The sequence below is a fragment of the Nitratireductor aquibiodomus genome, assembly GCF_900105565.1.
Lineage (GTDB): Bacteria > Pseudomonadota > Alphaproteobacteria > Rhizobiales > Rhizobiaceae > Nitratireductor > Nitratireductor aquibiodomus.
In genome coordinates this window covers 3,124,978-3,142,639 of sequence record NZ_FNSL01000001.1, presented here as the reverse complement: position 1 = coordinate 3,142,639, position 17,662 = coordinate 3,124,978, and the positions used below count along the sequence as shown (strand labels likewise).

At 61.2% G+C, this 17,662-nt stretch carries 16 protein-coding genes and 1 tRNA gene; 7 read left to right on the top strand and 10 right to left on the bottom strand.

Annotated elements, in window-relative coordinates:
* Positions 1-11: 11 nt before the first annotated feature.
* Genes BLW55_RS14955 through BLW55_RS14945 form a run of 3 tightly spaced genes read right to left on the bottom strand, consistent with a single transcriptional unit; the run spans position 12 to position 4,811 of the window.
* The gene (locus tag BLW55_RS14955; protein WP_007009490.1) at positions 12-1,169 is read right to left on the bottom strand and encodes an osmoprotectant NAGGN system M42 family peptidase; all 1,158 of its coding nucleotides are present in this window, start codon (positions 1,167-1,169) and stop codon (positions 12-14) included.
* 48 nt (positions 1,170-1,217) lie between these two features.
* Positions 1,218-3,032, bottom strand: a complete 1,815-nt coding sequence (gene ngg, locus BLW55_RS14950; RefSeq protein ID WP_090329324.1) for an N-acetylglutaminylglutamine synthetase — start codon at positions 3,030-3,032, stop codon at positions 1,218-1,220.
* A gap of 3 nt (positions 3,033-3,035) precedes the next feature.
* Positions 3,036-4,811 carry an N-acetylglutaminylglutamine amidotransferase gene (locus tag BLW55_RS14945; RefSeq protein ID WP_090329323.1) on the bottom strand — a complete coding sequence of 592 codons (1,776 nt, stop codon included), beginning with the start codon at positions 4,809-4,811 and terminating at the stop codon, positions 3,036-3,038.
* Between the two features lie 90 nt (positions 4,812-4,901).
* On the opposite strand from BLW55_RS14945, the gene BLW55_RS14940 reads away from it, so the two are divergent.
* Entirely contained in the window at positions 4,902-5,402 is a 501-nt protein-coding gene (locus BLW55_RS14940) for a MarR family winged helix-turn-helix transcriptional regulator (RefSeq protein ID WP_090329322.1), read from the top strand.
* Between the two features lie 134 nt (positions 5,403-5,536).
* The gene (gene hemA, locus BLW55_RS14935) at positions 5,537-6,814 is read left to right on the top strand and encodes a 5-aminolevulinate synthase (RefSeq protein WP_090330013.1); all 1,278 of its coding nucleotides are present in this window, start codon (positions 5,537-5,539) and stop codon (positions 6,812-6,814) included.
* A gap of 101 nt (positions 6,815-6,915) precedes the next feature.
* On the opposite strand, the gene mscL is transcribed toward hemA, so the two are convergent.
* The gene (gene mscL / locus BLW55_RS14930) at positions 6,916-7,332 is read right to left on the bottom strand and encodes a large conductance mechanosensitive channel protein MscL (RefSeq protein WP_007009495.1); all 417 of its coding nucleotides are present in this window, start codon (positions 7,330-7,332) and stop codon (positions 6,916-6,918) included.
* Positions 7,333-7,635: 303 nt separating this feature from the next.
* On the opposite strand from mscL, the gene BLW55_RS14925 reads away from it, so the two are divergent.
* The gene (locus tag BLW55_RS14925; RefSeq protein ID WP_007009496.1) at positions 7,636-11,124 is read left to right on the top strand and encodes a PAS domain-containing hybrid sensor histidine kinase/response regulator; all 3,489 of its coding nucleotides are present in this window, start codon (positions 7,636-7,638) and stop codon (positions 11,122-11,124) included.
* A 27-nt stretch (positions 11,125-11,151) separates the two neighbouring features.
* Here BLW55_RS14925 and BLW55_RS14920 read toward each other — a convergent pair whose 3' ends face one another.
* Positions 11,152-11,829, bottom strand: coding sequence for a response regulator transcription factor (locus BLW55_RS14920; RefSeq protein ID WP_244509088.1), 678 nt, complete (start codon positions 11,827-11,829; stop codon positions 11,152-11,154).
* A gap of 179 nt (positions 11,830-12,008) precedes the next feature.
* On the opposite strand from BLW55_RS14920, the gene BLW55_RS14915 reads away from it, so the two are divergent.
* Complete coding sequence (locus BLW55_RS14915; protein WP_090329321.1) at positions 12,009-12,383, top strand: hypothetical protein; 375 nt, start codon at positions 12,009-12,011, stop codon at positions 12,381-12,383.
* Between the two features lie 116 nt (positions 12,384-12,499).
* On the opposite strand, the gene BLW55_RS14910 is transcribed toward BLW55_RS14915, so the two are convergent.
* The gene (locus tag BLW55_RS14910; protein WP_090329320.1) at positions 12,500-12,937 is read right to left on the bottom strand and encodes a hypothetical protein; all 438 of its coding nucleotides are present in this window, start codon (positions 12,935-12,937) and stop codon (positions 12,500-12,502) included.
* Positions 12,938-13,073: 136 nt separating this feature from the next.
* Here BLW55_RS14910 and BLW55_RS14905 point away from each other — a divergent pair, with 136 nt between their 5' ends.
* Together BLW55_RS14905 and BLW55_RS14900 are read left to right on the top strand one after the other, a co-directional pair.
* Positions 13,074-13,421, top strand: coding sequence for a DUF952 domain-containing protein (locus BLW55_RS14905; RefSeq protein WP_007009500.1), 348 nt, complete (start codon positions 13,074-13,076; stop codon positions 13,419-13,421).
* The gene (locus tag BLW55_RS14900) at positions 13,418-14,509 is read left to right on the top strand and encodes a quinone-dependent dihydroorotate dehydrogenase (RefSeq protein WP_090329319.1); all 1,092 of its coding nucleotides are present in this window, start codon (positions 13,418-13,420) and stop codon (positions 14,507-14,509) included. Before BLW55_RS14905 ends, BLW55_RS14900 begins: the two co-directional genes overlap by 4 nt.
* A gap of 3 nt (positions 14,510-14,512) precedes the next feature.
* Here BLW55_RS14900 and BLW55_RS14895 read toward each other — a convergent pair whose 3' ends face one another.
* The 4 genes from BLW55_RS14895 to BLW55_RS14880 all read right to left on the bottom strand — a co-directional run bounded on the left by BLW55_RS14895 (position 14,513) and on the right by BLW55_RS14880 (position 16,668).
* On the bottom strand, positions 14,513-15,859 hold the full coding sequence (locus tag BLW55_RS14895; RefSeq protein ID WP_090329318.1) for an MATE family efflux transporter: 1,347 nt from the start codon (positions 15,857-15,859) through the stop codon (positions 14,513-14,515).
* Positions 15,860-15,880: 21 nt separating this feature from the next.
* Positions 15,881-16,144 (bottom strand): DUF6460 domain-containing protein, encoded by a 264-nt coding sequence (locus BLW55_RS14890; RefSeq protein WP_007009504.1) that lies wholly within the window; start codon positions 16,142-16,144, stop codon positions 15,881-15,883.
* Positions 16,145-16,242: 98 nt separating this feature from the next.
* A tRNA-Gly gene (locus BLW55_RS14885) sits at positions 16,243-16,316 on the bottom strand.
* A 112-nt stretch (positions 16,317-16,428) separates the two neighbouring features.
* Positions 16,429-16,668 (bottom strand): hypothetical protein, encoded by a 240-nt coding sequence (locus BLW55_RS14880; RefSeq protein WP_090329317.1) that lies wholly within the window; start codon positions 16,666-16,668, stop codon positions 16,429-16,431.
* A 190-nt stretch (positions 16,669-16,858) separates the two neighbouring features.
* On the opposite strand from BLW55_RS14880, the gene BLW55_RS14875 reads away from it, so the two are divergent.
* Positions 16,859-17,632 (top strand): amino acid ABC transporter ATP-binding protein, encoded by a 774-nt coding sequence (locus tag BLW55_RS14875; protein ID WP_090329316.1) that lies wholly within the window; start codon positions 16,859-16,861, stop codon positions 17,630-17,632.
* The last annotated feature ends 30 nt before the right edge of the window (positions 17,633-17,662 follow it).

Genomic DNA, 17,662 nt, shown 5'->3' with positions numbered 1-17,662 from the left:
AGAAAAGCCGCTTATTCCTGCTTTGGAAGGTTGTTGGCGCGTCTGGCCATTTCCGCCTCGTTGGTCGGCTGCTCGGTGAAACCCTCGATGTCGGAAACCTCCTCGACATCGCGCTCAATTTCCATCGGGCTTGCCACATAGGCGGTTGCCAACTCCGCGACCGAACGCAGGGCATGGACGTGAATGCGCTCATAGCCGTGCGAGGCGTCGATACCGAAGGCGATCAGGGCCGTGCGCACATCGTGCCCGGCCTCAATCGCCGATGCGGAATCGGAACGGTAATAACGGAACACATCCTTCTGGTAGCGAATGTCCTCCTCACGGCACAGCTCCACGAGCTTCTTCGTCAGGTGATAGTCGAACGGACCTGCCTGATCGGCCATGGCGATGGTGACCCCGAACTCCGTGGAGTTCTGTCCAGGCGCCGTGGTGCCGTTGTCGATGGTCACCATGGAAGCGATTTCCGGGGTGACGATCGAGGCGGCGCCAACTCCCACTTCTTCAGCGATGGTGAAAAGCCAGTGTGTGTCGACCGGCAGTGTCACTTCATTGCTGAGAAGCGATTCCAGCGCTGCCAGGGCGATGGCAACGCCGGCCTTGTCATCCAGATGCCGCGAAACGATGAAGCCGTTTTCAAGGAATTCCGGCTGCGGGTCGACGGCAACGAAATCGCCGACATCTATGCCTAAATTGTGCGCGTCTGCGCGATCCCAGCACATGGCATCAACGCGCAGTTCCACAAAATTCCAGCCCACCGGCATTGTGTCGACATCGTCATTGAACGTATGGCCGGACGCCTTGAGTGGTAAAATGGTGCCGCGATAGGCGCCCTTCTCCGTATAGAGCGTCGCCCGTGCGCCCTCGGCGAAGCGCGCCGACCAGTGACCGATCGGCACGAGCTCGAAACGCCCGTTGTCCTTGATGTATTTGACCTGTGCGCCGAGCGTGTCGAGATGCGTGATGATGGCGCGTGCGCCCTCACGGCGGCCACCGCGCACAACGGCCCGAATGGCGCCGCGCCGTGTGAGTTCGGGCTCCAGCCCGAGCCGCTCAAGCTCAGTCGTCACATGCCTGACGATCGTATCGGTGTAGCCGGTGGGACTGTCGATCGCCAGCAGCGCCTTGAGCTGGTCGACCAGATAGGAAACGTCGATCTTCAGTCGTGACATGCATTCCCTTTGGATTGCTCGATTGCGGATGCCGCCCGGGGTGAGGACCTATGCCCTGGGAGCCAGTGCCCTTTCCGCCGATTTCACGCCGGAGCGCGGGAAAAGCAGGTCGACGAAGCGTTCGGCGGTCGGTTGCGGTTCATGGTTCGCAAGGCCTGGCCGTTCATTGGCTTCGATAAAGACATAATCCGGCTGGCCGGGCGACCGGACCATAAGGTCAATGCCGACAACCGGAATGTCAATGGCACGCGCCGCGGTACAGGCTGCCTTCACCAGATCCGGATGCACCTTTTCCGTAACGTCGTGAATGGAACCGCCGGTGTGGAGGTTTGCCGTCTTGCGCACCACGACCTCCTCGCCTTCCGGCAGCACACTCGACAGTTCATACCCGAGAGCGGCAACGCAACGCCGGGTCTCGTCATCAATGGGGATCCGGCTTTCGCCGCCCGTAGCGGCAGCGCGCCGGCGCGACTGTTTTTCGATCAGTTCCCCGATGGTCTTGTGACCGTCGCCCACCACGCGCGGCGCACGGCGTACAGCTGCCGCTACGAGGCGATAGTCGATCACAACCAGGCGCAGATCCTCGCCTTCAAAGCAGGCCTCCACCAGAACGCGGTCGGAAAGCTCACGGGCGATACGTATGGCGTTCTTCATCTCGTCCAGCGTTTCAAGACCAACGGCAACGCCCTTGCCCTGCTCGCCGCGTGCCGGTTTCACCACGACGCGCCCATGCTTCTTCAGGAATGCGCCAAGGGCACCGTCGTCATCAACTGCTTCCATCTGCTCCGGCACAATCAGCCCTGCGCGCTCCACCACACGGCGCGTGACCGCCTTGTCATCACAGATCGACATGGCGACCGCCGAGGTCAGTTCAGAGAGGCTTTCGCGGCAGTGAATCGAGCGGCCACCAAACGACAGGCGGAAAAACCCGCCTTTGGCATCCGTCACATCCACCGCCACGCCGCGCCGGTGAGCCTCATCCACGATCAACCGCGCATAGGGGTTGAGAAGGTCGAAATCCGCGGGCGGATGGGTGAAGAGATTTTCGTTGATGGGGTTCTTCCGCTTGACGGCGAACACCGGAACGCGATGGAAGCCGAGCTTCTCATAAAGCGCAATGGCCTGATCATTGTCATGCATGACCGAGAGATCCATGAAGCCCGCGCCACGGGCGGCAAAATGCTCGGCCAGCCGCCGCACCAGCATCTCGCCCACCCCTGCGTGACGGCATTGCGGATCGACCGCGAGGCACCAGAGGGAGGAGCCGTTCTCGGCGTCCTGAAACACGCGGCGATGATCGACCCCGGTTACCGTGCCAAGAATATCGCCGGTCTGGTCGTCCTCGGCGACGAAATAGGTGACGGCGCGGCTGTCTCGGTTGGTCCAGAAAAAGTCCGGGCGCACGGTGACCATGCCTCGGCTCTGATAGATGGCGTTGACGGCGTTTGCGTCCGCCTCCGAGGTCAGCCGCCGGATGAAAAAGCCGCGTGGCTGACGCCGGCTCGGGCGATAGGTCGCAAGATCGAGCCGGTAGGTGTGCGACGGGTCAAGAAAGAGTTCCTGCGGCGCCATGGACAGAAGCACATGCGGGTCGCGGATATAAAAGGCGATGTCGCGCCGGGCCGGGCCCTCGTCCTGCAGGGCACCGGCAAGTTCTTCATTCGTCTCGAAGGTCTGGGCGAAGAGAAGCCGCCCCCAGCCGAGTTCAAGAGAGACGGACCGGTCCTGCTGTTCAGCCGATTGATCGACCGGGGCGCTGGTCGGCTTCATGGTCTCGCTGCGCAGGCGCTTCAGGCGGTAGCCGAGCGCCTTGTCGCTGCGCCCGCGCGAGGCGCGCAAAGCCACATCCTCTTTCTTGGCCATCGGTCATACCCCGTGGGTTTGCAGCCAGAGTTCGAGCAGCCCTACCTGCCAGAGTTCGGAGCCACGCAGCGGCGTGATGTGATCGGCCGGCGCGGCGTAGAGCGTGTCCAGATACTCCTGGCGGAAGAGGCCGCGTTCACGGGCGGATTGCGAGGACAGTGCATCGCGCACCATATCGAGATAGGGCCCATCGACATATTTGAGCTGCGGCACCGGGAAATAGCCCTTCTTCCGGTCGATCACCTCATGCGGGACCACCTGCCTTGCGACTTCCTTCAGCACGCCCTTGCCACCCTGTTTGAGCTTTTCCTCGGGCGGGATGCGGGCGGCAAGCTCCACCAGCTCATGATCGAGGAACGGCACCCGCGCCTCAAGCCCCCAGGCCATGGTCATGTTGTCCACCCGCTTGACCGGGTCATCCACGAGCATGACGGTGGAATCGAGCCTCAGCGCCGCATCGACCGGCGTGTCGGCGCCTGCCCGTGTGAGGTGAGCCGCCACCAGTTCGCGGCTCGCATCGCGGTCGGCGATCCATTCGGGCGCGAGCTGTCTGGTCAGCGTTTCGTGCGACCGGTCGAAGAAGACCTTCGCATAGTCACCCACCACATCGTTGGAATTCATCAGCGGCGGATACCAGTGATAGCCACCGAAAATCTCGTCGGCGCCCTGCCCCGACTGCACGACCTTGATGTGTTTCGAGACTTCCTTGGAGAGGAGATAAAAACCGACATTGTCGTAGGAGACCATTGGCTCCGACATGGCAGCGAACGTGCCGGGAAGCGCATCCATCAAATCGGCCGAGGGCACGAAGATCTTGTGATGATCGGTGCCGAATTCTTTCGCGATCAGATCGGAATAGACGAATTCGTCACCCTTTTCGCCATTGGCCTCCTCGAAACCGACGGAGAAGGTCATGAGACCCTTCTGGCCGGCCTCGGCGAGAAGCCCGACGATGAGGCTGGAATCCACACCTCCAGAAAGCAGGACGCCCACCGGCACGTCGGCCACCATGCGGCGTTTGACGGCGAGACGCAGCGCTTCCAGCGTGCGGTCACGCCATTCGTCGGGAGAAAGAGGGGGCGTATCGGGATCGCGCGCGAAGGGCGGATCCCAGTAGATCCGATCCCGCTGACTGCCATCGGCTTCGATGATCCGGATGGTGGCAGGCGGCAGCTTCTTCACGCCGTTCAGGATGGTGCGCGGTGGGGGGACGACCGCGTGGAACGTCATGTAGTGATGCAGCGCGTGGCGGTCGATGGACGTGTCCACCTCACCCGCCGCCAGCAGGGACGGCAGGGACGATGCGAACCGAATGCGCTCCGGCGTCTCCGCCAGGTAAAGCGGCTTGATGCCAAACCGGTCGCGCGCCATCACCACGCGGCCCGTTTCACGCTCGCGCAGCACGAAGGCAAACATGCCATGAAACCGGGTCACACATTCCTCACCCCAGGCATGCCAGGCTTTCAGAATGACTTCGGTGTCGCCGGTGGAGAAGAAGCGGTAGCCCCTGCCCTCCAGTTCCGCACGCAGCTCGGGATAATTGTAGATGCAGCCGTTGAAGGCGATGGTGAGCCCGAGCTCCGCATCCTCCATCGGCTGGCGTGCCTTTTCCGACAGGTCAATGATTTTCAGCCGCCGATGCCCGAAGGCCGCGCTGCCATGAACGACGGCGCCCGCGCCATCAGGCCCGCGCGGCGCAAGACAGTCCATCATTTTCGAAAGAGCGACAGGTGAGGCAGGGCGGCCATCAAGCCGCAGTTCTCCGCAGATTCCGCACATGGATAGCGATCTGATCCCTTGTTCGTCGTTGCGTCGGAGCGTATTTTAGTTATAGTTATAACTATTAGATGTCAAATTAATGGCGTCAGCATGAGCTTTAAGAAGACAACTGACAAGGTCACCAACAGGTTCCGCGACGATGAGTTACGGGGCGTGGAAAAATGCATCCGCCGGATCGTCCGTGCCAACGATGTGCAGTCCCGGGCGCTTGCAAAGCAGATCGGGCTCACGGCGCCGCAGCTCATTACCCTCAAGGCGATTGCCGCACTTGGAGAGGTCACGACCACTGTCCTGTCTGCCCATATCGATCTGAGCGCTGCGACCGTGATCACCATTCTCGACAATCTGGAAGCACGGCAACTGGTCGAGCGCTACCGCTCACGCAACGATCGCCGCGTCGTCCATACCCGCCTCACGCCCGAAGGTGCCGCGCTGTTGACGCGGGCGCCGGAACCGATGGGCGACGCCTTCGCCCGGCGTTTCGCAGACCTCTCTCCGGAGCGGCGCAGCCAGCTCATCCTGGCCCTGACAGCCATTGCCGACATGATGGCACCGGGCGAGGGCCTGCCGAAAGACACGCTTCCGCACTGACCAGGTCTGCCCTCTCGGATCGAATTTGATCGAGCGCAAGGCGATGTCACGCAGACGTGTCAATTTGCCCGAAACACGCAATGGACGCAGACGGGGTGCGCGACTATGATCGCGCCGCACAGCAGGAAGGTTCAATGAATTACCAGCGTTTTTTCTCAGAAGCGATCGATCAACTTCACGCTGAACGCCGCTATCGCGTCTTCGCAGACCTCGAGCGGATCGTCGGCGCGTTTCCGCGCGCGCTATGGCGTTCCGGTGAAGAGACGCGTGAAATTACCGTCTGGTGCTCGAACGACTATCTGGGCATGGGCCAGCACGAGAGCGTGATTTCGGCCATGCAGAAGGCGGCCGGCTCAATGGGCGCAGGTGCCGGCGGCACGCGCAATATTTCCGGCACCAATCACCCGCTTGTGGAGCTCGAAGCCGAGCTTGCCGACCTGCACGGAAAGGAAGCCGGCCTCGTCTTCACATCGGGTTTCATCTCCAATGAAGCCTCCATCTCCACCATCGCCCGCCTCCTTCCCAACTGCCTGGTTCTTTCCGACGAGCTGAACCATGCCTCGATGATCGAGGGCGTGCGCCGCTCGGGCGCGGAGAAGAAAATCTTCCGGCACAACGATGTTGCGCATCTGGAAAGCCTGCTCAGGGATGCAGACCCCGGTCGGGCAAAACTGATCGTATTCGAATCCGTCTACTCCATGGACGGCGATATCGCGCCCATCGAGGCGATTGCCGATCTCGCCGACAAGTATAATGCGATGACCTATATCGACGAGGTTCATGCCGTCGGCATGTATGGCGCGCGGGGCGGTGGCATCACCGAGCGCGACGGCCTTGCGCATCGCATGGATGTTATCGAGGGCACGCTGGCCAAGGGCTTTGGCGTGATCGGCGGCTATATTACCGGCTCAACCGCCGTTATCGACGCGGTGCGCTCCTACGCGTCCGGGTTCATATTCACGACCGCCCTGCCACCGGCCATCGCGGCTGCGGCCACCGCATCGATCCGCCACCTGAAGACTTCCTCGGTCGAGCGAGAAGCGCAGCAGCGCCAGGCCCAGCAGGCCAAGGACAAGCTTCTTGCAGCCGGTCTGCCGGTGATGCCGTCGCAGACCCACATCGTTCCGCTGCTCGTGGGCGATCCCGAACTGTGCAAGCAGGCCACGGATCGTCTGCTCGAAAAGCACGGGATCTACATCCAGCCGATCAACTATCCGACCGTGCCACGCGGCACGGAGCGGCTGCGCATCACGCCGACGCCGTACCATGACGACGCGCTGATCGACACATTGCGCGACGCGCTTCTCGAAACCTGGAAAGCGCTCGGCATTCCCTTCAACGAAGCGGACCAGCCCCAGCCGGCGAAATCCGAGCGGGTGGTGTCTCTTCTGGTTCCCAAGTCCGGCGGCTGACTTCTTTTTCCAAGCAAAAACAATGAGAACGCCGCCGAGATACCTTCTCGGCGGCGTTTTCGGATTTTCCCAGTGTTTTTCGATAAAAAGGCGAAAAAGCCCTATTTTTTCGACAAAAGGTCGCGGATTTCGGTGAGAAGCTGAACATCGGCCGGCGGGGCTTCGGGCTCTGCCGGCTTTTCGGCTTCCTTGCGGCGCAGCGCGTTCACGCCCTTCACCATGAGGAAAATGATCCATGCCAGAATCAGGAAGTTGACGACCACGGTCAGGAAGTTGCCGTAGGCGAACACCGCCCCCTGCTCCCGCGCAGCTTCCAGCGTCGTTGCGGTCACGGTGGACGAAAGCGGCATGAAATAATTCGAAAAATCGAAACCGCCGAAGATGGCGCCGATGACCGGCATGATAATGTCATCGGTCAAAGATTTCACAATAAGACCGAACGCGCCGCCGATGATCACGCCGACCGCGAGGTCCATCACATTGCCCCGTGCAATGAACTCCCGAAATTCTTTCATCATAAGGGTATCTCCCCAATCTAGAGCGTTTTCGCCTTTCGTTGAATCGCGAAAGCGCTCTACCTTGTTGTTTTGCGCAATTCCGGACGGAAAACCGGTTCCCACTTTTCCTGGAATTGCCCTGGCTGCAACCCCGGCGACTCAAAGGCCACCAGCACGTGCACAATAGCAGTGCCACAAGTGAGAAGCGCAACAAAAACCGTTCTTTTGACTTCACAGGGCTCATTGGCCGAAAGAAGCATTGGACACACCACCGGGCCTGTGTTTGCCTTTTGGCGTGCCCCGTGAGGAGGAGAATCGCGACCGGTGCAGGGCTGGGTCATCGCAATCATAGCCGTCGCTTACGTGACGCTGCTCTTCTTCATAGCGAGCGTCGGCGACAATCGCGCCGCCCGCCAGGGAGGGCTCGGCTCGCGCCCCTATATCTATGCGCTCAGCCTTGCGATCTATTGCACGTCCTGGACCTTCTTCGGCTCGGTGGGTCTGGCCTCCGAGCGCGGGCTGGAATTTCTGGCCATCTATATCGGCCCGGTGCTGGTTTTCCTGTTCGGCTTCCCGATCCTCAAGCGCATCATCCGGCTCGCCAAATCCGAGAAGATCACCTCAATCGCCGACTTCCTTGCCGCCCGCTATGGCAAGAGTTTTGCCGTCGCATCCGTGGCCACGCTCATCGCGACGTTTGGTACCGTTCCGTATATTGCCCTGCAGTTGAAAGCGATCTCCGATTCCGTGAGCCTCATGGTCACGCATTATGACGGCGCGCCGCCCGTGATCGATTTCTTCGTCGGCGACATGGCATTGATCGTCACCTTTCTGCTGGCAATCTTTGCCGTTCTCTTCGGCACCCGTCACGCCGATGCCACGGAGCATCAGGAGGGTCTGGTTCTGGCCGTTGCCGTGGAGACGGTGGTGAAACTAGCGGCCTTCCTCGCGGTCGGCATCGCCATCACCTATTTCTTCTTCGCGGGACCGCTGGATCTGGCACGCGCCGTAAGCAGCCTTCCGGAAGTGCAAAAGGCCTACACCTATCCCACGTCGCTTGCGACCTGGATTGTGATGACGACGCTGAGCGCTTTCGCCATCATCATGCTACCGCGGCAGTTCTACGTCACCATCGTGGAAAACCGCAGCACCACGGAACTCGAGACCGCAAGCTGGCTCTTTCCGCTCTACCTGGTGCTGATCAACCTTTTCGTGATTCCGATTGCCTTTGCCGGTCTGGCGCTCGTCGGCGACAAAGCCAATTCCGACCTCTACGTGCTCGCCCTGCCGCTGCTCGCCGGGCATGATCTTCTTGCCCTGGTCGCCTTCATCGGCGGGCTTTCGGCCGCCACCGCCATGGTCATCGTCGCCAGTGTGGCGCTTTCGATCATGATCTCGAACGACCTGGTGATCCCGCTTTTTCTGCGCCGCCTGCTGCGCCCCGACCACCGCGAGAAGAACGACTGGTCGTCAAGCATTCTCAACATCCGCCGCGCCGCCATCTTCATCATCCTTTTCACCGCGTTTCTTTATTACCGCGAGACCACGCACAACACCCGGCTGGCCGCCATCGGCCTCATCTCCTTTGCAGCCATCGCCCAGTTCGCGCCGGCCTTCTTCGGCGGGCTGATCTGGCGAGGTGCGAATGCGCGGGGCGCGCTGCTCGGCATGGGAGCGGGATTTGCCCTGTGGGGCTACACGCTTCTGTTTCCTTCGCTAGCCCCGCAAGGGACCAGCATCATCACGGACGGTCTCTTCGGCCTGCCGGCACTCAGGCCGCAGGCGCTTTTCGGCACCGTGGCCGAGCCGCTCAATCATGGTGTTCTGTGGAGCCTTGCCGTCAACACGCTGTTCTTCGTGCTGGGTTCGCTTTCGCGCGCGGCACAGCCGCTCGAACGCATCCAGGCGGCGATCTTCGTGCCCCGCGACACGGGCCCCATCCCGACCCTGCGCCGGTTTCGCACGGCGGTCACGGTCAACGACCTCAAAGACACGATCTCGCGCTATCTGGGTGCGGAACGCACAGAACGCTCCTTTGCCACTTTCGAGGCGACACATGGCGTCCGTCTCAACGGCAACGACCAGACCGGCATCGCCCTGGTGCGCTTCTCCGAACAATTGCTTGCCAGTGCGGTGGGTTCGTCTTCCTCACGGCTCATTCTTTCGCTGCTCTTCCAGCGCAATGACCGCTCACCGCGCGACGCGCTCAGACTGCTCGACGACGCTTCCATGGCGCTGCAGCACAACCGCGACCTCTTGCAGACCGCGCTCGACCAGATGGAAGAAGGCGTGACCGTGTTCGACCGCGACTTCCAGCTCATCTGCTGGAACCGGCAGTACAGAACGCTCTTCAACCTGCCGGACGAAATGGGCCAGGTTGGCGTCTCGCTCGACCGGTTCGTCAATCTGCTCGCAGTGCGCGGGGAAATTCCCGTCGACGCCTATACGGTGACACTCAACCGTTTCACCGACTTCGGAATGCCATGGGAGATCAGGTTGCGAAAGAGCGGGCGCATCATCGAACTGCGCACCAACCCCATGCCAGACGGTGGCATCGTTGCCACCTATACCGACATCACACCGCGTGTGGAGGCGGACATCGCCCTGAAGCGCATCAACGAAACACTGGAACAGCGCGTGGCCGACCGCACGGCGGAGCTGATGCGGGTCAATGAGGAGCTGGCACAGGCACAGGTGATCGCGGAAGAAGCCAATCTCGGGAAAACGCGTTTTCTGGCGGCGGCCGGCCACGACATTCTCCAGCCGCTCAATGCGGCCCGGCTCTACTGTTCATCGCTAATGGAACGCGCCGATGGCGGAGAGACCCGCGAGTATGTCAGTAACATCGAATCCTCGCTCGATTCCGTGGAAACGATCCTCGGGGCCGTGCTCGACATTTCGCGTCTGGACACCGGTGCGCTGAAACCCTCAGCCAGTGTCTTCAGGCTCGATGGTCTGCTGCGCCAGTTGAGCACGGATTTCATGCCACTGGCCGAGGAAAAGGGGCTGGAGCTGACCATCGTCCCCTCGACGCTCACCGTGAACACGGACCGCAACCTGCTGCGGCGCCTCGTTCAGAACCTTGTCTCCAATGCGATCAAGTACACGCCGAGCGGCCGCGTGCTTGTGGGTGTGCGGCGGCGTGGCACGCTTCTCGAACTGCAGGTCATCGACACGGGTATCGGCATTGCGCCCGACAAGCTGAATACGGTGTTCCGCGAGTTCACCCGACTGGAGGAAGGCGTGCGGCAGGCTCAGGGGCTGGGCCTTGGTCTCTCGATTGTCGACCGCATCGCGCGGGTTCTGAACATGGAAATACGTCTCGATTCAGAAGTTCACGGCGGCACGCGCTTCTCCGTCATCATCCCGACAAGCTCCACCCCTGCGAGGGAGGTCGAGAGGCCCGCGCGCCCTGCGGCGGTCCAGCAGACCATGCTGGAGGGATTGCGTGTGTTGTGTATCGACAACGATCCGCGCATTCTCGACGGGATGCGCCGGCTTCTGGAAGGGTGGGGCTGCGCCGTTTCGACGGCGACCGGATCGGCCACCCTGCCCGATTTTTCGGGCGGAGCGCCCAACATCATCCTGGCCGATTATCATCTCGACAACGAAGTGGGGCTCGATGTGATCGCCGCATTGCGGGCGCGCTATGGAGAAACGATACCGGCAATCCTGATCACCGCCGACCGTTCCAACGAAGTGCGCGCCGAGGCGGAGGCGCTGACGGCCATGGTGCTGAACAAGCCTCTGCGCCCGGCATCGCTGCGCACATTGCTGATGCGCTGCCGCCAGATGCTCGCGGCAGCGGAATAGGCAGGAAGAGCAGTACCGGCGACGGCTTCAGCTTTCCGTGGCGATGGTGTCGGCCCCGATTTTCGACAGGCGGATCACGGCCTGGGTGCGACTGTCTACATCGAGCTTCTGCAACACCGCGGAGACATGCGCCTTGATGGTTGCTTCCGAGACGTTGAGCTCGTAGGCGATCTGCTTGTTCAGCAGCCCTTCCGCCAGCATGCTCAGCACCCTGGTCTGTTGCGGCGTAAGGGTTTGCAGCCGGCGGATGAGATCGGCAATCTCCGGATCGGCCTCGGCGCCCAGATCGATATCGGCGGGCGTATAGATACCGCCATCAAGGATGGCCTGAACCGCCGTTCGGATCTCGTCCATGCCTGACGATTTCGAGATGAAACCGGACGCGCCCAGTTCCAGCGCCCGCCTGATGGTTTCCGGATCGTCGTGAGCCGACACGACAACGATCGGCACTGCAGGGTTCATTCCGCGAAGCGCAATCAACCCCGACAGACCACTGACGCCCGGCATGGAAAGATCGAGCAAAACAAGATCGATACTCTCGTCGACCAGCGCTTTCGCGCCTTCAAAGTCGCCTGCCTCGAGTATCCTGCATGCATCGTCGAGTCCGGAAAGAGCGCCCTTCAACGCTCCCCTGAACAGAGGATGGTCGTCGGCGACCAGAAATCTATAGCCCGATGCCAAAAGTCCCTCCCGCGCCTGCGGCATTATTGTCGTCTTCTTCCGTCGCAGGTTTCGGCGGCGATTATGCGGGGAATAGCCATCATTTCAAGCTCTGCCATAGCCAGACACTCCACCACTCGCCAAAATGCTCGCAGAAGATTTACTTGCCTGCCCCACATCTATGCCACAGACTCGCCGGGAGGGTGAAAACCCGTGAGCCTGCTATGGAGAAAATCCACAAGGTAGCCATGTTCTGCATCGGGCGCGCCGTGATGTTCGGCGCCTTTGCCATTGGCCTGGTGATGCTGAGCTTATCATTCGACCTGGTGCTCGCTTTCAGCGCAGGCGCATTGATGACGCTGATCATGTCCGAGCTGTTGATACTGAAGGCCTATACGCTTGCGCGACAAAACCCCAGGAAGACAGAGGTCTGGATGCATCTGAACCCGAATGCGCGCCCGGTCGGCCGTTCGGGCGCAAAAGTGTTCATCGCCATCCTGAAAGACATCTATCTGCGCTTTGCTGTTCTCAGCCTGCAGATTGGCTGCGGGTTCTTCGCCTTCTCAATGGTGCTGCGCGTGGTGCGCGCGATCACGTAGAGCGGTCCGCAGCCAGGCGCGGGCCACCCGACGTCCGCGCAGATGTGAGAACGCTCTGGCATGCTGCTTTTGCGCAGTTCCGGGCAGAAAGCCGGCTCCACACTTTCCGGAGTTGCTCAGGTCCGGTCAGGTGCGGGCGTATCGGGCGACGTGGTCTTTTCTTCCTTCTCGAAATCCTTCACGATTCCCATGAAACGGCGGAAGAAGCGCTCCATCAAACCCAGGGTCTGCTCGAACTCTTCCTCGGACGGCAGGTCCGATGCCGCTTCGGGGGATGCGCCTTCCAGAGCTTCGACCCGCTCCTCGAGGGTTTCAAGCCTGTCCTGAAGCGCGGCGATGTCTTCCTCATAGGCCGCGCGTTCATCGGCCGCCGGCGCACAGACGAGCTGTCCCGACCGCTCGCGGCAGATCGACATGGCACCGGTCTGGGTGTCCATGCGCACATAGCCTTCTTCCGTGCGCTCAAGCCGAAAGCGTTCGGCCTCCTGCGCCACGGCGTTCGCCGTCATGGACAGGAGGATCAGCGCTCCTGTCGCCGCGATTGTCTTGCGCATGGGTCTGCTCCGCGTTCATGCATCTGGTGATGGGATCATGTGCAAGGAATGCGCCATAATTGGGATAGACCGCAATCCCCCGAAAACGCCTTTTCGGGCCTTTCGCTGACACTGTATTGCAAGTATAGCCGCTGGCATGGTCCAACTGATCTATAAAATCTGTCCCCGCACGCTCTGGCAGGAAGCCGAGACCGCGGGGGTGTTCAATGGCGCGCCGATCGATCTCGCCGACGGCTATATTCATTTCTCCACGGCGGGGCAGGTCAAGGAGACAGCCGCCAGGCACTTTGCCGGGCAGGACGACCTGCTGCTCGTCGCCGTTGACGCCAATGCGCTCGGGAGCGCGCTGAAACACGAAGTCTCGCGCGGCGGCGCACTGTTTCCACACCTCTATGCCTCCCTGCCGCTCGATGCAGTCGCATGGGTGCAGCCCCTGCCGCTGGGCGCAGATGGCCTCCACCTTTTTCCAGAGCTATCAGAATGAAGTCGCTGCTCGACAGGATTGCGCGCCAGGCCCTTTTCCGGATGGATTCCGAACGCGCCCACAACCTTGCGATCATGGCCCTGAAAAGCCGTATGCCGCTGGCCCGGCCACCGCAGACAAGCAAACGTCTCAAAACCATAGTGGGCGGGATGGTGTTTCCCAACCCGCTGGGCATGGCAGCCGGCTTCGACAAGAATGCCGAGGCAGCGGACGGCCTGCTGCAGCTGGGCTTCGGCTTCGTGGAATGCGGCACCGTGACCCCGAAGCCGCAGGAGGGAAACCCCAAGCCGCGCCTTTTTCGGCTGGAGGAAGACAGCGCGCTCATCAACCGGATGGGTTTCAACAATGACGGCATCGTGGCGGTGCGCGAGCGCATCAGGAGCCGTGCCGGCAGGGGCGGAATTGTCGGCGTGAACATCGGCGCCAACAAGGACAGCACGGATCGCATTGCCGATTATGAGGCGGGCGTGCGTGCCTTTGGCGATATCGCGTCCTATCTTGCCATCAACATTTCCTCGCCCAACACGGCCGGGCTGAGATCGCTTCAGGATCGTGCAAACCTCGCCGAACTCCTTCACCGGGTGATCGAAACACGCAACGAAGTCGCCAGGCTGCGGCGTGCGCCAATCCCGCTTTTCCTGAAGATCGCACCTGACCTCACCGACGCTGCCCTGGCCGACATAGCCGACGAAGCGCTAGGCAAACGCATCGACGGGCTGATCGTCAGCAACACCACGCTTTCGAGAGCCGGCGTCACAAGCCGCCTGGCACACGAGACGGGCGGGCTCTCCGGCCAGCCTCTTTTCGAACGGTCGACGGTCATTCTTGCCAAGATGCGGCTCTTGGTCGGGCCGGCCATGCCGATTATCGGCGTTGGCGGGGTTTGCTCCACTGAAACGGCGCTGGAGAAGATCCGCGCCGGTGCCGATCTGGTGCAGATGTATAGTGGCCTGATCTTCGGCGGCACCTGCCTGCCCGGCAGGATTCTGGAAGAGATGAGTGCATTTGCTCAGCGCGAAAACCTTACTTCGCTGCGTCAGTTGCGCGACACCCGCGTGGACGAATGGGCTGCGCGCCACCTCGACTGACGTCTATTCAGCGAACGTTCTGCGCATTCGTGACGGCACAATGGCGAAAAGGCTGATGCCGCGAACGATCAGAAGAATGTGGAACGCCGCCCACAATCCATGATTGCCAAAACTTCTCGTCAAGAAGAACAGGCAAGCGAGATAGAGCGCGAAAGAAAGTAGCATCGTGTTGCGCATGTCGCGCGACCAGGTTGCGCCGATGAACACCCCATCCATCTGAAATGCCAGAACGCCAGAGATGGAGATCAGCGCCGCCCAGGGCAGAAAGGTGTTGGCGGCCGTTCGTACATCCTGTGCCGTGGTGATAAAAGCGATCAGCGCTTCGCCGGCCAAAAGCAGAAACAGCGACATGACAATGGCGAGCCCGAAGCCCCACGCCACCGTCAGCCTCAGGGAGCGGAGAAAGGCGGGGCGGTAGTGCGCGCCCACGGCACGCCCTGCCAATTGCTCGGCAGCGGTGGCGGTTCCATCGAGAAAATATCCCGCGACCAGGAAAAAATTCATCAGGATCGCATTGGCAGCCAGAGTGACGGTACCAAACTGCGCGCCCTGCCTGGTGAAGAGCGCGAATGCAGCGAGAAGCGAGAAAGACCGGATCATGATGTCGCCATTCATGGCCACCATACGGACAATCCGTGGCGTGTCGAAGACCCGCCGCAGCGAAACGCGGGGCTCGCGCCGAAAACGCCAGGCCAGCACGGCGAACCCTGTGAGCATGCCGACAGCTTCGCCACCCACCGTGCCCCAGGCCACACCCTCGATGCCCCAGCCCAGCGACAGCGCGAGAAACATCGACAGCGCAATGTTCGTGCCGTTCAGGATGAACTGCAGCGCGAGCCCGAGCGCGCCTTCGCCCCTCCCGAGCACATATCCGAGAATTGCGTAGTTGATGAGCGAGACGGGGGCGGCGAGAATTCTGATCGAGACATAGGCACGCATGGCCGCCGCCACCTCCGGCTCGGCCCCCATGAAATACACACCGCCGGCAACCACGAACGGACCGAGCAGCACAACGAGAAGACCGGCGGCCAGGGCAACCAGCAATGCCCGCCACAGAACCGCCTGCTCCTCCAGTGCGTTGCCCTGGCCATAGGCCTGCGCGACGAGGCCGGTCGTGCCGGAGCGCAGAAAATTGAACGTGGTGAAGACCACGTCGAAGACGATGGCGCCCGCCGCCAGCCCGCCCAGCAGGGCCGCGTCGCCATACTGGCCGACAATGGCCGTATCGGCGATGCCCAGAAGCGGCGTGGTCAGATAGGCCAGCGTCATCGGCAGGGCGATCGACAGGACGAGACGGTTCGTCACCGTGAACGGATGCGATACGCGGTCTTGTGGCTGAGCATGATACATGGAAATGCGCCCCGGGCCTAGCTAACGGCGATAGTTCAGGAGGCGCAGGATCAGAAAGGCCGGCACGACGATTGCCGCGCCAAGCAGGATATAGCTTGCGAAACGGCCGAGCGCATCGAACCCCATGTTCCAGAGATGAACGACAGTGTCACGCAGCGCATGGATGATGTCGAATGGAGACCAGTTGAACGCGCTCATCACAAAGCCGACGATGAGTGAAACGATCAGCAGTTTGATGATGACGCGCAGCGGGCTGTCGCCGAGGAATCTGGTCAGTGCCGACACCGGAGTGCTCCTTGATCTTGACCGCAAAGAGATACGCACCCGGACGCAGGTGCGCAAGCCTGGATGGGCGCCAAGAGGCTGGCCTTGGTCGGAGCATCTGGAGCGGGTAGCGGGAATCGAACCCGCGCGATCAGCTTGGGAAGCTGACAGGCTACCATTACATCATACCCGCGCAGCGCGCATTAATCCGCGACCTTAAGCCCGGCGTCAAGCGGGTTTGTGAGTGGGTGGTGCGGTTGTTGTTGGCATTGTGGGCGGCGAACTCCGGGGGCCTGGGCATTCCTTCAGCGAAGGCGTCTGACGCGGGCGTTGCGGAACAGATACAGGGCGCAGAGCGCTGTTGCTGACAGCATCATGGCAAGAAAGGGCAACGCGCCTCTGTTCATGCCCGGAAACATGAAAAAGACGATGGCTGCAGCGATGATCGCAGTCAGCCCGAGCGAGACGCGCAATGTCAGCCATCTCAGGAGGGCGATGGTGAGAGCGCCCTGAATGCAGATGAGCAGGAAGGAATACTCCGACAATCAATCTCACCAAACGGTTGGATTTGCAGGACGCATGACAATCCTCTGAGGTCTTGGCAATTCCCAGAATCTCTTTTGAGGTGTCCGCTCTGATAATCGAATGCTTTTACAAAAAATTTTTTGATTCAAAAAAATTGACTCTAAATTCCGATTATGCAGACTGTCGCCGTAACGCTTGAGGGGGAGCTCGATGACGGACAGGCCTGACGCAGCCAAGGAAGCGGCAATTCACACTCGCGGTGTTCGCAAGACATTCGCCGCAGTGGGAGGCGACGAACGCTGCGTCGCGCTTGCAGACGTCGACCTTGACGTTTCTCAAAGCGAAGTCGTGGTTGTCATCGGCCCTTCCGGCTCGGGGAAAAGCACGCTGCTGCGCACCCTCAACGGATTGGAAAGGGTCGATTCCGGGACCATCAGGGTGGCCGGCCGCGAGGTAACCGACCGGCGCACGGACCTGTCATCGCTGCGCGCCGACGTTGGCATGGTGTTTCAGCACTTCAACCTGTTCCTGCACAAAACCGCTCTGGAAAACGTGGCGCTGCCACAGCGCATAGTGCGCGGACGCTCCCGGCGCGAGGCTGAGGAAATCGCCATGTCGTTTCTTAAGCGCGTCGGTGTAGAGGACCGCCGGCATCACTATCCGAGCCAGCTTTCCGGCGGACAGCAACAGCGCGTCGCCATCGCAAGAGCGCTGGCGATGCATCCGCAGGTCATGCTGTTCGATGAAGCCACCTCGGCGCTCGATCCCGAAATGGTCGGCGGCATTCTCGACCTGATGCGCGAACTGGCGAGCGAAGGCATGACCATGGCGGTCGTGACGCATGAGATGGGCTTCGCCCGCGACGTGGCGGACCGCGTCATCTTCATGGATGCGGGCGCCATCGTGGAACAGGGCGCGCCTGAGACGCTCTTCGACAACGCGCAGAATGCCCGAACCAGACAGTTTCTTTCGCAAATCCACTAAAGACCCAGCGGCATGCGGGTCACAATCACC